General features: G+C 74.6%; 16 protein-coding genes and 1 tRNA gene. 12 read left to right on the top strand and 5 right to left on the bottom strand.

What is annotated here, in order from left to right; translation table 11 throughout:
* Positions 1-93: 93 nt before the first annotated feature.
* Positions 94-2,802, top strand: a complete 2,709-nt coding sequence (gene topA / locus HPC71_RS01195; protein WP_171895973.1) for a type I DNA topoisomerase — start codon at positions 94-96, stop codon at positions 2,800-2,802.
* Between the two features lie 3 nt (positions 2,803-2,805).
* On the opposite strand, the gene HPC71_RS01200 is transcribed toward topA, so the two are convergent.
* Positions 2,806-3,786, bottom strand: a complete 981-nt coding sequence (locus HPC71_RS01200; RefSeq protein ID WP_154612768.1) for a YihY/virulence factor BrkB family protein — start codon at positions 3,784-3,786, stop codon at positions 2,806-2,808.
* Positions 3,787-3,851: 65 nt separating this feature from the next.
* Between HPC71_RS01200 and tmk the strand changes: the two genes are divergently transcribed.
* Genes tmk through HPC71_RS01215 form a run of 3 tightly spaced genes read left to right on the top strand, consistent with a single transcriptional unit; the run spans position 3,852 to position 7,209 of the window.
* Positions 3,852-4,484 (top strand): dTMP kinase, encoded by a 633-nt coding sequence (gene tmk, locus HPC71_RS01205; RefSeq protein WP_253943851.1) that lies wholly within the window; start codon positions 3,852-3,854, stop codon positions 4,482-4,484.
* On the top strand, positions 4,481-5,632 hold the full coding sequence (locus HPC71_RS01210) for a DNA polymerase III subunit delta' (RefSeq protein WP_154612773.1): 1,152 nt from the start codon (positions 4,481-4,483) through the stop codon (positions 5,630-5,632). The genes tmk and HPC71_RS01210 overlap by 4 nt, the downstream gene beginning before the upstream one ends.
* Positions 5,629-7,209: an alpha/beta hydrolase gene (locus HPC71_RS01215; RefSeq protein ID WP_253943852.1), complete on the top strand. Its 1,581-nt coding sequence runs from the start codon at positions 5,629-5,631 to the stop codon at positions 7,207-7,209. The genes HPC71_RS01210 and HPC71_RS01215 overlap by 4 nt, the downstream gene beginning before the upstream one ends.
* A gap of 13 nt (positions 7,210-7,222) precedes the next feature.
* Here HPC71_RS01215 and HPC71_RS01220 read toward each other — a convergent pair whose 3' ends face one another.
* A complete protein-coding gene (locus HPC71_RS01220) occupies positions 7,223-8,176 on the bottom strand; it encodes a TauD/TfdA dioxygenase family protein (protein WP_154613381.1) in 954 nt (317 codons plus the stop codon).
* 53 nt (positions 8,177-8,229) lie between these two features.
* Complete coding sequence (locus HPC71_RS01225; RefSeq protein WP_154612775.1) at positions 8,230-9,156, bottom strand: LysR family transcriptional regulator; 927 nt, start codon at positions 9,154-9,156, stop codon at positions 8,230-8,232.
* A gap of 106 nt (positions 9,157-9,262) precedes the next feature.
* On the opposite strand from HPC71_RS01225, the gene HPC71_RS01230 reads away from it, so the two are divergent.
* From HPC71_RS01230 to HPC71_RS01265, 8 genes are all read left to right on the top strand, one after another.
* Positions 9,263-9,445, top strand: coding sequence for a hypothetical protein (locus HPC71_RS01230; RefSeq protein WP_154612776.1), 183 nt, complete (start codon positions 9,263-9,265; stop codon positions 9,443-9,445).
* A gap of 104 nt (positions 9,446-9,549) precedes the next feature.
* A tRNA-Thr gene (locus HPC71_RS01235) sits at positions 9,550-9,622 on the top strand.
* An 84-nt stretch (positions 9,623-9,706) separates the two neighbouring features.
* Complete coding sequence (locus HPC71_RS01240; RefSeq protein ID WP_154613382.1) at positions 9,707-9,919, top strand: hypothetical protein; 213 nt, start codon at positions 9,707-9,709, stop codon at positions 9,917-9,919.
* Between the two features lie 41 nt (positions 9,920-9,960).
* Positions 9,961-10,659 (top strand): FkbM family methyltransferase, encoded by a 699-nt coding sequence (locus tag HPC71_RS01245; protein ID WP_154613383.1) that lies wholly within the window; start codon positions 9,961-9,963, stop codon positions 10,657-10,659.
* A gap of 65 nt (positions 10,660-10,724) precedes the next feature.
* Positions 10,725-11,306 carry a hypothetical protein gene (locus tag HPC71_RS01250; protein ID WP_154613384.1) on the top strand — a complete coding sequence of 194 codons (582 nt, stop codon included), beginning with the start codon at positions 10,725-10,727 and terminating at the stop codon, positions 11,304-11,306.
* A 40-nt stretch (positions 11,307-11,346) separates the two neighbouring features.
* The gene (locus tag HPC71_RS01255; RefSeq protein WP_154613385.1) at positions 11,347-12,363 is read left to right on the top strand and encodes a methylenetetrahydrofolate reductase C-terminal domain-containing protein; all 1,017 of its coding nucleotides are present in this window, start codon (positions 11,347-11,349) and stop codon (positions 12,361-12,363) included.
* Positions 12,360-13,133 (top strand): methyltransferase domain-containing protein, encoded by a 774-nt coding sequence (locus tag HPC71_RS01260; RefSeq protein WP_216656504.1) that lies wholly within the window; start codon positions 12,360-12,362, stop codon positions 13,131-13,133. Before HPC71_RS01255 ends, HPC71_RS01260 begins: the two co-directional genes overlap by 4 nt.
* Positions 13,130-15,643, top strand: a complete 2,514-nt coding sequence (locus HPC71_RS01265) for an excinuclease ABC subunit UvrA (protein ID WP_154613386.1) — start codon at positions 13,130-13,132, stop codon at positions 15,641-15,643. Before HPC71_RS01260 ends, HPC71_RS01265 begins: the two co-directional genes overlap by 4 nt.
* A gap of 168 nt (positions 15,644-15,811) precedes the next feature.
* Here the strand turns inward: HPC71_RS01265 and HPC71_RS01270 are convergent, their stop codons facing one another.
* Both HPC71_RS01270 and HPC71_RS01275 read right to left on the bottom strand, forming a co-directional pair.
* Positions 15,812-17,227, bottom strand: a complete 1,416-nt coding sequence (locus tag HPC71_RS01270; RefSeq protein WP_253943853.1) for a YlbE family protein — start codon at positions 17,225-17,227, stop codon at positions 15,812-15,814.
* Complete coding sequence (locus HPC71_RS01275) at positions 17,224-18,699, bottom strand: AllF/FdrA family protein (protein WP_154613387.1); 1,476 nt, start codon at positions 18,697-18,699, stop codon at positions 17,224-17,226. The genes HPC71_RS01270 and HPC71_RS01275 overlap by 4 nt, the downstream gene beginning before the upstream one ends.
* Positions 18,700-18,759: the final 60 nt, after the last annotated feature.

Genomic DNA, 18,759 nt, shown 5'->3' on the forward strand with positions numbered 1-18,759 from the left:
AAGCGGCGGGGTCGACCACACGCGCTACCGTGATCGGCCGTGAGCCCCGGGAAGCGCGGCTCACGACGAGCAACGTGAGGAAATGACAGGTCCGTGGCACACAAGTTGGTGATCGTCGAGTCCCCGGCGAAGGCCCAGAAGATCGGTGGCTACCTCGGCCAGGGGTACGTCGTCGAGTCCTCCGTGGGGCACATCCGTGACCTTCCTCAGTCGGCGGCCGACACCCCGGCGAAGATCAAGGACAAGCCCTGGGGCCGGTTGGCCGTCGACGTCGACAACGGCTTCGAGCCCTACTACGTGGTCCCCAAGCGCTCCAAGGACCAGGTCAAGAAGCTCAAGTCGCTGCTCAAGGACGCCGACGAGCTCTTCCTCGCCACCGATGAGGACCGCGAGGGCGAGGCGATCGCCTGGCACCTCCTCGACGAGCTGAAGCCCAAGGGCATCCCGGTGCGCCGGATGGTCTTCCACGAGATCACCGAGCCCGCGATCCTCGCCGCCGCGGAGAACCCCCGCGACCTCGACATGGACCTCGTCGAGGCCCAGGAGGCCCGCCGCATCCTGGACCGCCTCTACGGCTACGAGGTCAGCCCGGTGCTGTGGAAGAAGGTCATGTCCGGCCTCTCCGCGGGCCGCGTGCAGTCCGTGGCCACCCGCCTGGTCGTCGACCGGGAGCAGGAGCGGATGCGGTTCCGCGTGGCGTCGTACTGGGACCTCGACGCGACCTTCGACGCCGGCGCCAAGCACGACCAGCGGATGTTCCCCGCCAAGCTGCACTCCGTCGACGCGGTCCGCGTGGCCCGCGGCTCGGACTTCACCCAGGACGGCGTCCTCAAGGACGGCGCGAAGGTCGTCCATCTCGACCGCACCCGCGCCGAGGCGCTCGCGCAGGCGCTGCAGGAGAGCACCTTCGAGGTCCGCTCGGTCGAGTCCAAGCCATACCGCCGCTCGCCGTACGCGCCGTTCCGGACCACGACGCTGCAGCAGGAGGCCAGCCGCAAGCTCGGCATGAGCGCGAGCGTGACGATGTCGGTCGCGCAGCGCCTCTACGAGAACGGCTTCATCACCTACATGCGTACCGACTCCTCGACACTGTCGGGGGCCGCGATCGACGCGGCGCGCTCGCAGGTGCGCGAGCTGTACGGCGCGGAGTACCTGCCCGACGCACCCCGGACCTACGCCGGCAAGGTCAAGAACGCCCAGGAGGCGCACGAGGCGATCCGCCCCGCGGGCGACACCTTCCGCACCCCCGGCCAGACCGGCCTGGCCGGCGAGCAGTTCCGCCTCTACGAGCTGATCTGGATGCGCACCGTCGCCTCCCAGATGAAGGACGCGACCGGCCAGTCGGTCTCGGTCCGCATCGGCGGCACCGCCGCGACCGGCGAGGACGTCGTCTTCTCCGCGAGCGGGCGCACCATCACCTTCCACGGCTTCCTCAAGGCCTACGTCGAGGGCACCGACGACGGCGGCCAGAAGGACGACGTCGAGACCCGGCTGCCGGTGCTCACCGAGGGCGACGCGCTCTCGGCGGCCTCGCTCGCCGCCGCCGGCCACGAGACCAAGCCGCCCGCGCGCTACACCGAGGCCACGCTGGTCAAGGAGCTCGAGGAGCGCGAGATCGGCCGCCCGTCGACGTACGCCTCGATCATCAAGACGATCATCGACCGCGGCTACGTCTACAAGAAGGGCACCGCGTTGGTGCCGGCGTGGCTGGCCTTCTCGGTGATCCGGCTGATGAAGGAGCACTTCCCGCGGCAGATCTCCTATGAGTTCACCGCTCAGATGGAGGACGCGCTCGACGAGATCGCGGCCGGCCGCAAGGACCGCGCCACCGAGCTCGCGGAGTTCTACTTCGGCACCGGTGACGTCCAGGGGCTCAAGAGCCTGGTCGACGGCCTCGGCGACATCGACGCCCGCGAGCTCGCGACGTTCCCCATCGGCGGGCCGGACTCCGGCATCCACCTGCGCGTGGGCCGCTACGGCCCCTACCTCGAGGGGCCCGACGACGAGGGCAACCCGACCGGCAAGCGGGCCAACGTGCCCGACGACCTGCCGCCGGACGAGCTGACCCTGGAGAAGGCCACGGAGCTCTTCGCCAACCCCGCCGGCGAGGAGATCCACCTCGGCCGCCACCCCGAGACCGGGCTGGAGGTCGTGGCGAAGAACGGCCGGTTCGGGCCGTACGTCACCGAGGTGCTGCCCGAGGACGCGCCGAAGTCGGCCAAGCCACGCACCGGCTCGCTGTTCAAGTCGATGTCGCTGGACACGGTCTCCCTCGAGGACGCCGTCAAGCTGCTCTCGCTGCCCCGCGTGGTCGGCACCGCCGAGGACGGCGAGGAGATCACCGCGCAGAACGGCCGCTACGGGCCGTACCTGAAGAAGGGCACCGACTCCCGGTCGCTGGCCTCGGAGGACCAGCTGCTGACGATCACCCTCGACGAGGCGCTGCGGATCTACGCCCAGCCCAAGCAGCGCGGTCGTGCGGCCGCCGCCCCGCCGCTCAAGGAGCTCGGCAACGACCCGGTCTCCGGGCAGCCGGTGGTGGTGAAGTCCGGCCGGTTCGGCGAGTACGTCACCGACGGTGAGTACAACGCCACCCTCCGCAAGGAGGACACGGTCGAGTCGATCACCCTCCAGCGCGCGGCGGAGCTGCTCGCCGAGCGGCGCGAGCGCGGCCCGGCCACGAAGGGCGCGAAGAAGACCACGAAGAAGGCGCCCGCCAAGAAGGCCGCGGCCAAGAAGACCACCGCGAAGAAGACGGCAGCCAAGAAGACCACGAAGAAGGCCGCCGCCAAGAAGGCCTGAGCCTCAGAGATCCCGGACCGCCCGCCCGTGCGGGCGGCCGGGATCGTCGTACGCCGGCTCCGGCTCGCCGGCGCGGTAGGCCTCCAGCTGGGCGCACACGGCCGTGCCGTAGAACAGCCCGGTCGCGCTGAGCCAGGACCACAGCAGCAGCGCCATGATCCCCGCGAGCGGGCCGTAGGTCTCGCCGAAGGATCCGCTCAACCGCACGTACGCCGCCAGGCCGGCGGCCGCGAGCAGGCTGACCGCCACCGCGGTGGCCGAGCCGAGGGCGAGCCAGGACAGCGCCGGCTGGCGGCGTCGCGGGGCGTGGTCGAGCAGGACCGCGATCGTCACGACCAGCAGTCCGATCCCGAGCGGCCAGCGGGCGACGTCCCAGGTCCGCTCGGCGGCCTCGGACCAGCCGTAGACCTCGACCATCGCGTCCCCGAACGCCCCGCCGGCGACCAGCAGCAGGAACCCGAGCCCCACCGGCACCGCGAGCACCGCGGTGAGCACCGCGGCCCGCCCGTACTTGGCCAGCGCGGGCCGGTCGCGGCGGATGCCGTAGATGCGGTTCGTGCCGCGCTCGACCTGGCCCATCGCGGTGGCCATCGAGGCCAGCGAGACCAGCAGGCCGAGCACGAGCGCGACCTCGCCGGCGTCCTCGCTGCTGTCGCCGCCGGCCACGGCCCCCGCGAGCGCGTCGCCGCCGCCGTGGCCGGGGGAGACCTGCTGGACGGTCAGCGCGACGACCTGGGCGAGCCGCTCCTCGTCGAGGTCGGCGGTCAGCCCGGTCAGCGCCAGGAGGAACGGCACGACCGCGAGGCAGGCCTGGAGGGCGAGCGCGCGGCTGTTGGTGAACCCGTCGCCGTACCGGAAGCGCACGAAGGAGTCGACCGCCACCCGCCGCAGGCCGTGGTGCCGCGCGAGGTGCCAGGCGTCCTCGGCGTCGAGCTCGTCGCCGTCCATCTCGGTCGTGACCGGGACGGTGCGCGCGGTGGTCATGGCGGGGGAGTCTGGCAGGCGCCCGGCGTTGGCCGGCGTCGGTGCCCCCACGTAGGTTCGGGGCCGTGCACCCAACGACCGGCGTCCTCGTCTGCTTCGAGGGTGGCGAGGGCTCGGGCAAGTCCACCCAGTCCCGCCGGCTCCGCGCGTGGCTGGAGACGGAGGGCTACCCCGTCGTGCTCACCTTCGAGCCCGGCGACACCGAGGTCGGCCGCGAGCTGCGCCGCCTCGTGCTCGACCCCGACACCGGCGCGCTCGACCCGCGCACCGAGGCGCTGCTCTACGCCGCCGACCGCGCCGAGCACGTCGCCCGGCTGGTGCGGCCCGCGCTGGACCGCGGCGAGGTGGTCGTGATGGACCGGTACGTCGACTCCTCGCTGGCCTACCAGGGCGCCGGCCGCGACCTCGACGTCGCGATGGTCGAGCGGATCTCGCGCTGGGCCACCGACGACCTGCGCCCGCACCTGACCGTCGTGCTCGACCTCGAGCCGGAGGAGGGGCTGGGCCGCTTCGCCGAGCGGGACAAGATCGAGGGCGAGGGCCTGGCGTTCCACCGGCGGGTCCGCGAGGCGTTCGTCGCGATGGCTGCCGCCGACCCCGACCACTACCTGGTGCTGGACGCCCGCGCGCCCGTCGAGGAGATCGCCGCGGCCGTGCGCGCCCGGGTCGAGCCGCTGCTCGGGCAGGCCCGCCGATGACCGTCTGGGACTCCCTGGTCGGGCAGGCCCGGCCGGTCGAGGCGCTCGCCACCGCCGCGCGCGGCCAGGGGATGAGCCACGCCTGGCTGTTCACCGGCCCGCCGGGCTCGGGCCGCTCCAACGCCGCCATCGCCTTCGCGGCCGCGCTCCAGTGCGAGCAGGCGGGCTGCGGCACCTGCCACTCCTGCCGCACGGTCCTCGCCGGGTCCCACGCCGACGTCGTCGTGGTCAGCACCGAGTCGGTGCAGTTCCGCGTGAACGAGGCGCGCGAGCTCGTCCGCCGCGCCGCGCTCAGCCCGGTCGGCAAGCGCTGGCAGGTCCTCGTCGTGGAGGACGCCGACCGCTTCAACGACTCCTCGGGCAACGCGATGCTCAAGGCGATCGAGGAGCCGAACGCCCGGACCGTCTGGCTGCTGTGCGCGCCGACCGTCGAGGACGTGCTGCCCACGATCCGCTCCCGCTGCCGGCTGGTGACCCTGTCCACGCCGGCGATCCGGGACGTCGCGGCGTTCCTCGAGCGCACCGAGGGCGTCAGCCCCGCGCTGGCGGCCCACGCCGCCCGCGCCAGCCAGGGCCACATCGGCCGGGCCCGCGCCATCGCCACCGACGAGGGCGCCCGGGGCCGGCGCCGCGAGGTCGTCGGCATCCCCGCGACGCTGACCTCGCTGGGCCGGTGCATGAGCGCGGCGACCAGGCTCGCCGAGGTCACCAAGGAGGAGGCCGAGTCGATCACCGCGGACCGCGACGCCCGGGACAAGGCCGACCTCGACCAGGCCTTCGGCTACGAGGACCGCGGCCGCCGCGCCCGGGAGTACGCCGCCGCGCTGCGCTCGCTGCAGGAGGACCAGAAGCGCCGCGCCAAGCGCCGCCACCTCGACGTGGTCGACCGGGCCCTGATGGACCTGGTCTCGGTCTACCGCGACGCGGTCGCCGTCGGCACCGGCGCCCCGGCCGAGCTGGTCAACGAGGAGATCCGGGCCGACATCGAGCAGGTCGTCCGCACCTCCAGCCCCGAGCTGAACCTGCGGCGGATCGGCTGGATCTTCGAGGCGCGCGAGCAGATGCTGGAGTTCAACGTGCCGGTGCCACTGGCGCTGGAGTCGATGATGGTGGCGCTGCGCGTGCCCGACCAGGGGAGCCGACGGTGAAGCAGGGAACCATCCGGATCGTCGTGCTGCTGGTCGTCGTGGCCCTCGTGCTCGGCGGCGTCGGCGTGGCCATCGTCGGCCTGACCAGCGGGGGCTCCGGCGGGTCCTCGGACTCCTCCGGGGACGGCGCCGCCCGCGAGGTGCCGGCGCCGACCACGACGCCCGAGGCCGGCGCGCAGGACCCGCCCCGCCCGGCCCTCGCCCCGTTCTACGACCAGGAGCTGGAGTGGGCGGCCTGCGGGGACCAGGAGTGCTCCCGGATCACCGTGCCGCTGGACTACGCCGACCCCGACGGCGAGACGATCGAGATCGCCGTGCTCCGCGTGCCCGCCCGCGTGCCCGAGGAGCGGATCGGCTCGCTGGTGGTCAACCCCGGCGGGCCGGGCGCGCCCGGCACGACGTACGCCAGCCAGGCCGGCGGGCTCTTCGGCCAGCCGCTGCTCGACCGCTTCGACATCGTCGGCTTCGACCCCCGCGGCACCGGGTTCTCCACACCCGTCGACTGCGTCTCCGACGAGCAGCTCGACGTCTTCCGCGCCGCCGACCCCGCGCCGGACGACCAGGAGGAGGCCGACGCGCTCGAGCAGGCCCAGCGCGCCTTCAACGCCGGCTGCGCGGCCGAGTCCGGCGACCTGGCCAACCACGTCAGCACCGTCGAGGCCGCCCGGGACATGGACGTGCTGCGCGCGGCCCTGGGTGAGTCGCGGCTGACCTACTTCGGGGCGTCGTACGGCACCAAGCTGGGCGCGACGTACGCCGAGCTCTTCCCCGACCGCTCCGGCCGGCTCGTGCTCGACGGCGCGGTCGACCTCTCGCTCAGCTCGCGCGAGCTGAGCCTGGGCCAGGCCGCGGGCTTCGAGACCGCGATCCGCGCCTACGTGGAGGACTGCGTGGCGAACGGGGACTGCCCGCTCGGCGACTCCGTCGAGGCCGGCCTGCAGCGGCTGAAGGACTTCCTCGACGAGGTCGACGCCCGGCCGCTCCCCGCGGGCGACCGGGAGCTGGAGGTCGGCAACGCCTTCTACGGGATCGTCGCGCCGCTCTACAACCGCGACTACTGGTTCCTGCTGACCCGCGCCCTCGCCGCGGCGTTCGAGGGGAACGGCGCGCCGCTGCTGCAGCTCTCGGATGCCTACGCCTCCCGCGGCCCGGACGGGTACCTGGACAACAGCTCCGAGGCGATCGCGGTGATCAACTGCCTCGACGACCCGACCGCCGTCGACCCCGACGAGATCCCCGACCAGGTCGCGGAGTTCGAGGAGGTCTCGCCGACCTTCGGCGAGGTCTTCGCCTGGGGGCTGGCCGGCTGCATCGGCGTGCGCACGGAGGCGACCGTGGAGACCCCCGAGGTCGATGCCTCGGGCGCCCCGCCGATCCTCGTCATCGGCACGACCCGCGACCCCGCCACCCCCTATGAGTGGGCCGAGGCCCTCGCCGACCAGCTCGAGCCGGCGGTGCTGCTCACCCGCGACGGCGACGGGCACACCGGTTACCAGGCCGGCAACGCGTGCGTCGACGAGATCGTCGAGGACTACCTCATCGACGGCACCGTCCCCGAGGACGGCACCCGCTGCTGACCCGGTCAGCCAGTCAGCTGATCAGCTCGTCGATGCGGGTGTAGGCGTCCGAGCTGCCGGCGACGACGCGGCTGGTGCGGCCGTCGATCGCGACCGGCACGTCGCCGACGAGCGTCACGCGACGTACCTCGCGGGGGTGGTTGTCGAAGTCGGCGACCGCGTAGTGCTGGGTGGCGCGGTTGTCCCACATGGCGACGTCGCCGGGCTGCCACTGCCAGCGCACGGTGTTCTCCGGCTTGGTGACCCGGTCCTGCAGCAGCTTGAACAGGGCGCTGGACTCCGCGGAGTTCAGGCCGACGAAGCGCTTGACGAAGTGGCCGAGCACCAACGAGCGCTCGCCGGTCTCGGGGTGCACCCGCACGACCGGGTGCTCGGTCTCGTAGTAGGTGGCGCGGAACTGGCGGCGGTCCAGGGCGTCGCGGTCCGGGGAGTCGCCGTCGGGGTCCTCGGAGCTGGCGACGTAGTCGTACTCGTTGGTGTGCACCGCCCACAGGTGGTCCACGAGGGCGCGCAGCGGCGGGGTGAGGGCGTCGTACGCCGCCACCGTGCTCGCCCACATCGTGTTGCCGCCGTACGGCGGGATGGTCACGCCGCGCAGGATGCTGATCGCGGGGATCCGGTCGACGAAGGTGACGTCGGTGTGCCAGCTGTTGGCGGCCATCCCCTTGGTCGCGTTGAGGCTGAGCACGTGCGCGCTGCCGGTGTTGACGGTCGGGTGCGCGGTGGTGAGCGTGCCGAGCTGCTCGGCGAACGCGAGCTGGCCGGCGTCGTCGAGGTGGTCCTGCCCGCGGAAGAAGACGACCTTGTGGGCCAGCAGCGCGGCGCGGACGGTGGCGACGACCTCGGGGTGGAGGTCCGGGCCGAGGGTGACGCCCTCGATGACCGCGCCGATGCGGCCGCCGATCTTGCGGACGGTGGGCAGGGTGGGCGACGTCGCGCCGGCGGGCCGGTCCAGGGTGCTGGTCATGCTTCCTCCTGCAATAAGTCAAGTGAGTAACTCGACAATAACAGGGGTCGGCGTCAGCGGGGCCGCACCGGCTCGCAGATCTCCTGGATGCGGCGGGTCGCGAGCTCGATCATCAGCCGGGCGGCCGGGGAGAGGACCGCGTCGGCTCGGTGCACGATGGCGAGCACGTCGTGCTGGCGGGGGCGCAGCGACGCCCAGCCGGCGTTCGGCGCGAGGCGGGGGAGCAGGGCGTCGACCACGCCGCGGGGTACGACGCTGTCGGCCAGGCCGCGCCCGACCAGCTCGACGGCGGTCTCGACGTCCTCGACCTCGATCCGGGTCACCGGGTTGCGGCCGGTCTCGTGCAGCATCTGGCGCAGCACGATCCGGGTGGAGTCGTTGGCGCGCCAAGTCGTCTCCGGCATGACGAGCGAGGCCTGGGAGAGCCGGGCCGCGGTCACCGGCGAGGCGACCCGCTCGGGGTCGGCGGAGATGTAGACGAGCTCGTCGCGGGCGACCGGGGTGATGGTCATGCCCTCGCTGGAGACGGCGGCCACCGCGATCATCGCCGCCTCGAGCCGGCCGCGGCGCAGCTCCTCCTGCACGTCGGTGGAGTTCTGCCCGATCAGCTCCACCCGCACGCCGGGGTAGCGCTCGAGCACGTCAGCCACCAGTCCGGCGCCGGCGTAGAGGCGGGCGGTGCCGAACATCCCGAACCGGATGGTGCCGGTCTCCAGCGACCGCACGCTGCGCACCGCCTGCTCGGCGTCGCCGATCGCGGCCAGCACCCGCTCGGCGTACGGCCGCAGGGTGTCGGCGACCGTCGTGGGCACCACGCCGCGCCCCACGCGCCGGAACAGCTGCACGTCGAGCGACTTCTCCAGTGCGCGGATCTGCTCGGAGACCGAGGGCTGGGCGTACCCGAGCTCCTCGGCCGCCCGGGTCAGCGAGCCCTGCTCGTAGGTGGCGAGGAAGCACGTGAGCTGGTGCACGGAAAGCATAGGTCGAGCCTATGTCAATAGAAGGAAAGTCAGGCTACCCCTATGAGTTGCGCTGGCGGAGAATGAGGTGATCACCCCTGTGCCCCGAGTCGAGAAAGGACCCGCCGTGTTCACCCACGTCTGCACCGCCTGCGCCAAGCGCCAGCTCATCTTCCCCTCCCAGGTCACGGCGGTCGCCGAGAGCGAGCAGGGTCCGGTCGCGACCTTCACCTGCTGGTGCGGCGCCGAGCAGTCGGCCCTCTACTCCCTCGCCCCGGCGACGTCCTCGAAGGTGGTCCTCGCGGCCTGAGTCGCACCGACGGAACCCCGGCGGGTGCCGGTTTCGCGCCCGGCAGGCGGCGTCCGTATACTCACCCGGGTTGCCCGGCAGGTCCCGACCGCGCCGGGCAGCGCGCCGCCTTAGCTCAGTCGGTAGAGCGTCTCACTCGTAATGAGAAGGTCGTCGGTTCGATTCCGACAGGCGGCTCGGATCGGGCCCCTGACCAGCAGTGATGCGGTCGGGGGCCTTCGTCATTGCCGGGTGACCGACCTCCGACCGAAGGGACGACCGATGACCAGGCAGGGCTCGGCGCGCACGGCGCGCCTCCTCGCGGGGATGATCCCGCTCGGCGCGCTCCTCCTGCTGGCGGGCCTGTTCCTCGCGTCGTGGGGCGGAGGCTCGGCCGACCTCGGTGCGGCTCTCGTCCTGATCGGGATCGCGCTGGTGGCCGTCGCTGCGGCGGCGCGGTGGCGGCGGCGCAGGGGTCGGCTCGACCCGAGCTGAGAGCCCGGTCCCGGTAGGCGGGCTCTGCTTGGGTGGGTGGGGTGACCAGCCACCTCGACCGGCAGCGCGCCCTGAGCGAGCAGGCCCGCGACGCCCACCTGCGCTGGCTGATCGAGGACCTCGCGATCGACCTGGTCCTCGACGTCGGCGCCAACAGCGGGCAGTTCGCGACGTCGCTGCGCACCCAGGGGTACGCCGGCGCGCTGGCGTCCTTCGAGCCCGCGGCCGGCCCGCGGGAGCGGCTGGTGGCGGCCGCCGCGGGCGACGACCGGTGGCGGGTGCACCCCTGGGCGCTCGGCGAGCAGGAGGGGACCGCGGTGCTGCACGCGGTCGACGAGCAGTCCGAGCTCGGGTCGCTCCGGCCGTCCTCGGCGTTCGGGCGGGCGTGGAAGGACGTGATGGCCCGCACCCGCGAGGAGGAGGTGCAGGTGCGGCGCCTCGACGCGGTCTGGTGCGAGGTGGCCGGCGGCGCGGAGCGGGCGCTGCTGAAGCTCGACACCCAGGGTTTCGACCTACCGGCGTTCCGCGGTGCGGGCGCGTTGGTGGAGGCCGGCGGCCCGGTCGTCGCCGTGCTGTCGGAGGTGGCCGTCGTGCCGATCTACGAGGGGGTCCCGCTGATGGAGGAGCACCTGGCGGCGTACACCGAGAAGGGCTGGGCGCTGGCCGGTCTCTACCCGGTCTCCTTCGACCCGCCGACGCTGCGGGTCATCGAGCTCGACGCCGTCCTGGTCCGCGGGTAGGTTCGCGGCCAGCGGGACCCGGCTCGGCGGGACGAGCCACGGCCCGGCAGCGGCGGGAGCGATCCATGGGCACGATCGGCCGTCGGACCCGCGCCGCCATCGGCGCGGCCCTCGTCCTCCCGCTGGTGCTGCTCGGGTGCTCGGGGTCGGCGGGCGACGACGTCGGGCGGGCCAGGGTCGGCCCGGTGACGTTCGACCTCGGCGGCGGGAGGGTCGTCTCGGGCATGCGCGCGTCGGCGGGGGAGCGGGTCATCCACGGCGCGGCCACGGTGACGAACGCCGGCGACGAGCCGGCGGTGCTGCGTGCCGGGGACATGCTCGGCTCGGTCGACCCCGCCGACGCCGGGGTCATCGACGTCCGGGTGGTCGACCTCGGCCCCGCGCCGGGCGCGGGCGACCTGCTCGGCGCCGCCCCGTGGCCCACCCCGGGCTGGCGCCGCTGGTGGCGCTCCGCGGTGCCGGTCGAGGAGGCGGAGCTGCCGGCGGGCGGCACCGCGGAGATCATCTACCTCATCGAGGTCCGCCGCACGGGTCAGTGGCTGTGGCCGCAGAGCGCCCTGGACTACGAGGTCGGGGGGACGGCGTACCGGGCCGTGGCCGACGTCGGCTTCGAGGTCTGTCCTCCCGGTCCGGCCTGCACCCGCTGAGCGACGGGGCCGCCCCGCCGGCGTGGGTACCGGCCCGTCGATGCAGACGATCGTGGAGTGCCCCAAGCGGATGCGGTACGGGCCGTGCGGCGGGGTCCGCGACGACTCCTCGTGCGAGGTGGACGCGCGGCCGTGCCCGTTCGCCCAGGAGCCGGCCGCCGTGGTGGCCTGGGACGGGCCGCCGGCCGCCGGCCGGGCGCCGCGGAGCCGGCTGCTCGAGGCGGCGCAGCGGGGGCCGGTGGTGCTGACGGACCTGACGGTGCCGGCGTACGACGCCGGCGGGGTCCGCCGGGTCGTGGAGCGGCTGGCCGGGTCGTGCGACGCGGTGCTCCTCGGGGAGCACCAGGACCGGCCGGACCTCCCGCCGACCGCGATGGCGGCGCTGGTCGGCGAGGCCGGCGGGGTGTCGTGGACGACGCTGGCCTGCCGCGACCGGAACCGGGTCGTGCTCGAGCAGGAGCTCGCCGGCCTCGCCCTCGCCGGCGCCGACGGCGTGCTCTGCGTGACCGGGGACGCCCGCGCGCCGGGGGTGCGGCCCGGCGTCACCCAGGTCTTCGACCTCGACGGGACCCGGCTGGCGGCGATGGCGGCCGAGGCCGGTCACGCGGTGGCGGTGCCGGAGGCGCCCGGGGCCGCGCCGCGCCACCTGCGCCCGGCCCGGCTGGTGGAGAAGCAGCGGGCCGGGGCGCACCTGGCGGTGCTCAACCACGTCGGGACCGCGGCCGAGGTGGCGGCGTTCGTGGCCGCGGCGCGGGAGCTCGGCCTGCGGGTGCCCGTGGTCGCGGGGGTGGCGGTCTACACCGACGAGCGGTCCGCGCGGGTGCTGCAGCGCTTCCCCGGCCTGCACCTCGACGGCGAGCGGGTCGAGGCGGTGCTCGGCGCGTCGGACGTGCGCGAGGCGGGTATCGAGGAGGCGGTGCGCGAGGCCCGCGCGCTGCTCGCCGTCGAGGGCGTGGCGGGTGTCAACCTCTCCGGCCTGGCCTCGAGCGCGGGCGCGCTGGACGGCGCCGCCGTCAAGGCCGAGGTCGGCGCACGGATCAGGGAGGGACAGCGATGAGCGAGCAGGACCCGATGGTCGACGAGTTCGACACCGTCGCGTCGTGGACGGTGGCCGCGGTGCGCGAGCTCGGCCCCGACCACGCGCTGCCGGCCGCGTGCCGAGGCAGCGGCAGCCCCGCCGCGCTCGACTGGCTGGCCGACGCGATCGGCATCGGCCCCGGCACCCACCTGCTCGACTCCGGCGCGGGGGTCGGCGGCCCAGCGGCGTACGTCGCCGACGAGCGGGGCGCGCGACCGGTCCTCGCCGAGCCGATGGCCGGGGCGTGCTGGGCCGCCCAGCAGCTCTTCGGCAGCACGGTGACGGTGGCCGACGGTGCGCGCCTGCCGTTCGCGGACGCGACCTTCGACGCCGCCTGGTCCCTCGGCGTGCTGTGCACCGTGGAGGACAAGGCCGCCCACCTCGCCGAGCTGCGCCGCACCGTGCGGCCCGGGGGCGGCGTCGGCCTGCTCGTCTACGAACGTGCGGTCGACTCCCTGCCCGACCAGCCCGAGGGCAACCACTTCCCCGACCGCGCCGAGCTGGAGGCCGCCGTCGCCGCCGCGGGACTGCGGGTCGTCGAGACGGTCCCGCTCACCGACCTGCCCAGCACGCCCGAGGACTGGCAGCGCGCCGCCGACGCGGTCGACGACGCCGTCGAGCGGCGCCACCGCGACGACCCGCGCTGGGCCCGCGCCCAGGACCAGCAGGACACCATCGGCGACCTCATCTCCCGCGAGCTGGTCGTCGGCGTCCTCGTCCACTGCCGCGCCGCGGAGGCGGCGGCATGAGCGGCGGCCAGGTGACGAGCCCCGAGGCGCTCGACGGCTGCGTGCGGGTCCGCGGCGCCAGCGAGCACAACCTCAAGGACGTCGACGTCGACCTGCCCCGCGACGCGATGGTGGCCTTCACCGGGGTGTCGGGGTCGGGGAAGTCCTCGCTGGCCTTCGGCACGCTGTACGCCGAGGCGCAGCGCCGCTACTTCGAGTCGGTGGCGCCGTACGCCCGCCGGTTGCTCCAGCAGGTCGGCGTGCCGCACGTCGAGGAGATCACCGGCCTGCCGCCCGCGGTGGCGCTCCAGCAGCGCCGCGGGTCGTCGAGCTCGCGCTCGACCGTCGGGACGATCACGACCCTGTCGAACCTGCTGCGGATCCTCTACTCCCGCGCCGGCACCTACCCCGAGGGCGCCGAGCACCTCGCGGCGGAGGCGTTCAGCCCGAACACCGCCGCCGGCGCCTGCCCGGAGTGCCACGGCGCCGGCGTCACCCACGACGTCACCGAGGACCTGCTGGTCCCCGACTCCTCGCTGAGCATCCGCGAGGGCGCGATCGCCGCGTGGCCGGGCGCGTGGCAGGCCCACAACCTGCGCCGCATCGTGAAGAACCTCGGCATCGACGTCGACCGGCCCTGGCGCGAGCTGTCCGCGGAGGACCGGCAGTGGCTGCTGTTCACCGAGGAGCAGCCGCGCGTGCTGATCCGCCCCCAGGACAAGGACGGCGGCGGCGGACGCGACTACATGGGCACCTTCCGCAGCGCCCGCCGCCACGTGCAGCAGACCCTCGCCTCCTCGCCCAGCGAGAAGATGCGCGCCCGGATGCTGGCCTTCGTCAGCACCGCGCCGTGCCGCACCTGCGGCGGCAGCGGCCTGCGGCCCGAGGCGCTCGCGGTCACCTTCGCCGGCCTCTCGATCGCCGAGGCGAACGCCGCCCCCCTCACCGAGCTGGTCGAGCTGCTGCGCCCCGAGGCCAAGGGCGACCCTGACGACGCGGCGGTGCGGATCAGCGCCGACCTGGTCGCGCGGATCGAGGTCCTGCTCGACCTCGGGCTGGGCTACCTCTCACTGGGCCGCGGCTCCACCACGCTCTCCCCGGGCGAGGCGCAGCGGCTGCGGATCGCCACGCAGCTGCGCTCGGGGCTCTTCGGCGTCGTCTACGTGCTCGACGAGCCGTCCGCGGGCCTGCACCCGGCCGACGCCGAGCCGCTGCTCGCCGTGCTCGACCGGCTCAAGGCCGCCGGCAACACGCTCTTCGTCGTCGAGCACGACATGGACGTCGTGCGCCGCGCGGACTGGGTCGTCGACATCGGCCCCGGCGCCGGCGAGGGCGGCGGGCAGGTGCTCTACTCCGGGCCGGTCCCGGGCCTGGCCGACGTCGCGGGCTCGCTGACCGCCGAGCACCTCTTCGGCCGCGCCGAGCGCTTCGAGCACCAGCCCCGGGAGCCGAGCGGCCACCTCCGGCTCGAGGGCGTCACCCGGCACAACCTCGCCGACGTCACCGTCGACCTGCCGCTCGGCGCGTTCACCGCCGTCACCGGCCCCTCCGGGTCGGGCAAGTCGACGCTCGTCGTCCAGGTGCTCGCCGAGGCCGTCCGGCGCCACCTGGGCCAGCCCGCGGTCGAGCCCGACGGGGACGACGACGTGGTGGGGGACGGCTCCGGGGTGGGGCCGGGCGCGGGCTCGCGGTCGGGCTCGGGCGAGGTCGGCGTCCGGGCGGTCCGCGGCCTCGAGCAGGTCGACCGGCTGGTGCTCGTCGACCAGCGGCCGATCGGGCGTACGCCGCGGTCCAACCTGGCGACGTACACGGGGCTCTTCGACGCCGTCCGCAAGGTCTTCGCCGCGACGCCGGAGGCGCGCGAGCGCGGGTACGGCGCCGGCCGGTTCTCCTTCAACACCGCCGAGGGGCGCTGCCCGACGTGCGAGGGGGAGGGGTTCGTGTCGGTGGAGCTGGTGTTCCTGCCCAGCACCTACGCGCCGTGCCCGACCTGCCACGGCGCGCGGTACGACGCGGAGACGCTCGAGGTGACCTACCGCGGGCGCAGCATCGCCGACGTGCTGGCGATGGCGGTCGACGAGGCCGCCGAGGTGCTCGCCGACGTGCCGGTGGCGGCCCGGGGGCTGCGGGCGCTGCAGGAGGTGGGGCTGGGCTACCTGCGGCTGGGGCAGCCGGCCACCGAGCTCAGCGGCGGCGAGGCGCAGCGGATCAAGCTGGCCACCGAGCTCCAGCGCGTCCAGCGCGGGCACACGCTCTACGTCCTCGACGAGCCCACCGCGGGGCTGCACCCCTCCGACACCGACCGGTTGGTGCGCCAGCTGCACCGGCTCGTCGATGCCGGCAACACCGTGGTGCTGGTCGAGCACGACCTCGACACGATCGCCACCGCCGACCGGGTCGTCGACCTCGGCCCCGGCGGCGGCGACACCGGCGGCCGGGTCGTCGCGGAGGGCACCCCGCGGGAGGTCGCCGCGGCCGGGGTGGGCGCCACCGCGCCGTACCTCGCCCGTCGGCTCGACCGCTCCTCCTGAGGGCCTCGAAGGAGGGCCCGCCAGAAGTGCGGACTCGGCCGGTCAGAAGTGCGGACTCGGCCCGTCAGAAGTGCCGACTCGGCGAGGTGGCGGGCGGGGGTGGGGGAATGCGGACGGCGCGCGCCCCCGGGATCGCCGGGGTGCGCGCGCCGTACGTCGTGGGGCCGGTCAGGCCTCGGCGCGGGCCCGGGTGCGCTCGGCCAGCGCGGCGAGGGCCGCGGGGAAGATCGACGCGGGCGGGGTGACCAGCCCGGCGCCGACCTGGCCGACGCCGGCGACCCGGCCGGCCATGCCGGTGTTGATCTGCGGCAGGATGCCGGTGCGGCAGACCGCGGAGACATCGATGCCGGTGGCGGCGCCGGCGAAGTCGAGGACCGGGATCGGCCAGCGGTCGTTCTCGCCGATGGTGATCTCGCGCATCCGGCGGCTGGTGGCCAGCGCGTCGGGCACGGTGCCGCCGACGAACCGGACGATCGCCGGGGCGGCGGCCATCGCGAAGCCGCCGATGCCGGCGGTCTCGGTGATCGCGGAGTCGCCGATGTCGGGGTTGGCGTCCTCGGGGCCGTAGTCGCCGAGGAACAGGCCGTCGGCCAGCTGCGCCGGTCCGGTGAACCACTGGTCGCCGGTGCCGGAGACCTGGATGCCGAAGTCGGTGCCGTTGCGGGCCATCGCGACGACCATCGTGCTGCCCTCGATGTCGCGGGCGGCGTCGAGGGCGAGCTTGCAGGCCGGCATCGCGACGTTGAGGAAGAAGTGGTCGTTGCCGCCGACGAACGCGAGCGCCTCGGCAACCTCCTCGGCGGGCCGGGAGGAGCGGACCAGGTGCGGGGCGAGGTCGCGCAGCAGCATGAGCGTGCCGGCGCGGTTGCGGTTGTGCGCCTCGTCGCCCATCTGGAGCATCTGGCCGAGGATCGCGGTCGCGTCGATCGGCCCGGCGGCGGTGACGGCCTCGGCGAGCAGCGGGCCGAGCGAGTCGCGCATCCAGCGCAGGCGCTGGAGCACCTCGGGGGAGTAGGCGCCGTAGCGGAGCACCTTGCCGAGGCCCTCGTTGAGCGAGCAGTAGGTGCGGCGCCCGGTGGCGGGGTCCTCCAGCACGAACATCCACATCGACGGCGAGACGACGCCGGCCATCGGGCCGACCGCGCCCCGGTGGTGGCAGGGCTCGAGGGCGACCTCGGTGCCGGCCTCGAAGAGCGCGACGGCGTCCTCGGGGTCCTCGACGAGACCCTCGAAGGCGGCCGCGCCCATGAGCGCGCCGCGCAGCGGGCCGGCGGTGCGGGCCCACTCGATCGGCGGGCCGGCGTGGAGGAACTGGCCCTTCTCCAGGCCGAGCAGCTCCGAGGCGGGGGCGACGCCGACGAGCATCGCCTGGACGTCGAGCATCTGCTTGACCGCGCGCGCGTTGGCGTCGCGGCGCAGCGGGTCGGCGGCGACGGTGGCGAGGTCGTCGACGGTGCCGTCCATGGGCGGCTTCCAGTCGACGCGCTCGACCGGGACGGCCTGGGCCTCGACGGCGGCGGCGAACATGTCGGCGCCGACCGCGGCGACGGCGGCGGGGGGCTGGCTGGGGGCGGGCTGGTTCACAGGGTGCCTCCGGGGACGAGAGCGAGCGCGCGGCGGGTGGCGGCGGCGTTGGACAGGTGGACCTCGGCGCCGGCGGCGGCGAGCGCCTCGGCCTGGCGCTGGAGGCCCTGGGGGTCGGCCGAGGTGCCGACGCACGCGACCACGACGGGTACGTCGCGTACCGCTCGCGCCGCGGCGATCGCCGGCGCGAGATCGGCGGCCGGGTCGTCCTGGGCGCCGTGGCCGAGGACGACGTCGAGCAGCACCACGGCGGTGTCGGGGTCCTGCGCGACCTTGGTGAGCTGGTCGAGGCGCAGCGTCGGGTCGATCATCGGGTGCGCGCGGCCGCGGGTGAGGCCGTCGTCGCCGAAGTCGATCATGAGGTGGCCCGGCGCGGTGAGGTCCGGCCCGAGGGCGAGCTCGGGGGAGAGCGGGATGTTGCTGCGGATGCCGCCGAGCGACTCCGCCGCGATGAGCATCGCCTCGTCGCAGAGCGTGCCGCCGACGAAGAGGCCGCGCAGCGCGGAGCCGCCGACGGCCTGCGCGGGCGAGCCCCAGGTCGGCCACTCCGGGACGGCCACTCCGAGGTCGGCCAGCAGGCTCTCGACCTGGGTGGTGATGTCGGGCTGGCCGGCGCCGAGCAGCGCGAAGCGGACCGGCGTGCCCAGTCCGGCGGCGTACTCCTCCACCGCGGCGGCGACCTCGGCGGCCGGCGGCTTGGAGACGACGATGACCTGCTCGATGGTCGGGTCGGCGTCGAGGCGGTCCAGGGCGGTCATCGTGGAGATGCCGCCGATGGCCGCGGACAGGTCGCGGCCGCCGACGCCGAGCGCGGCGGAGACGCCGACGCCGGCGTGGTCGAGCAGCGCGAGGACCTGCTGGCAGCCGGTGCCGGAGGCGGCGACGATGCCGACGCGGCCCGGCGCGGTGGTGTTGGCGAAGCCGAGGCCCACGCCGCCGACGACGGCGGTGCCGCAGTCGGGGCCCATGACCAGCAGGCCGCGGTCGCGGGCGATCCGCTTCAGGGCGAGCTCCTGCTCGACCGGCACGTTGTCGCTGAAGACCATCACGTCGGAGCCGGCGTCGAGGGCGTCCATCGCCTCGACCAGCGCCGAGGCGCCCGGCACCGAGACGAGCGCGAGCCCGCCCCCGGCGCGGCGCAGCGCCGAGCCGGTGGTGCGCGGGGCGGCGAGGGTCGTGTCGCCCCCGCCCGCGGCGCCCTTGCGGGCCGCGGCCAGGGCGGCGTCGACGGCGGCCAGCGCGGCCGGGACGACGCCGTCGTCCTCGACGCGCAGCGCAACGACCATGTCGTTGGGGGAGGCCGGCGGCAGCGTGAAGCCCATGCCGGCCAGGACCTCGAGGTTGAGCTCGGTCGCCATGGCCACCTGGGCGGCGACGACGCCCGGCGTGGCGGCGACGTCGCGGCTGACCTGCAGCAGGGCGACGCTGTCGGCGTACGCGCCGGCGCGGATCTCGACGTGCTCGACTGTCATCGAGTGGTTCCTCCGTGTGAGGTGGGAGTGGCGGGGACGGTGGATCGGGTGCGGATCGGG

Source organism: Nocardioides marmotae, assembly GCF_013177455.1.
Lineage (GTDB): Bacteria > Actinomycetota > Actinomycetes > Propionibacteriales > Nocardioidaceae > Nocardioides > Nocardioides marmotae.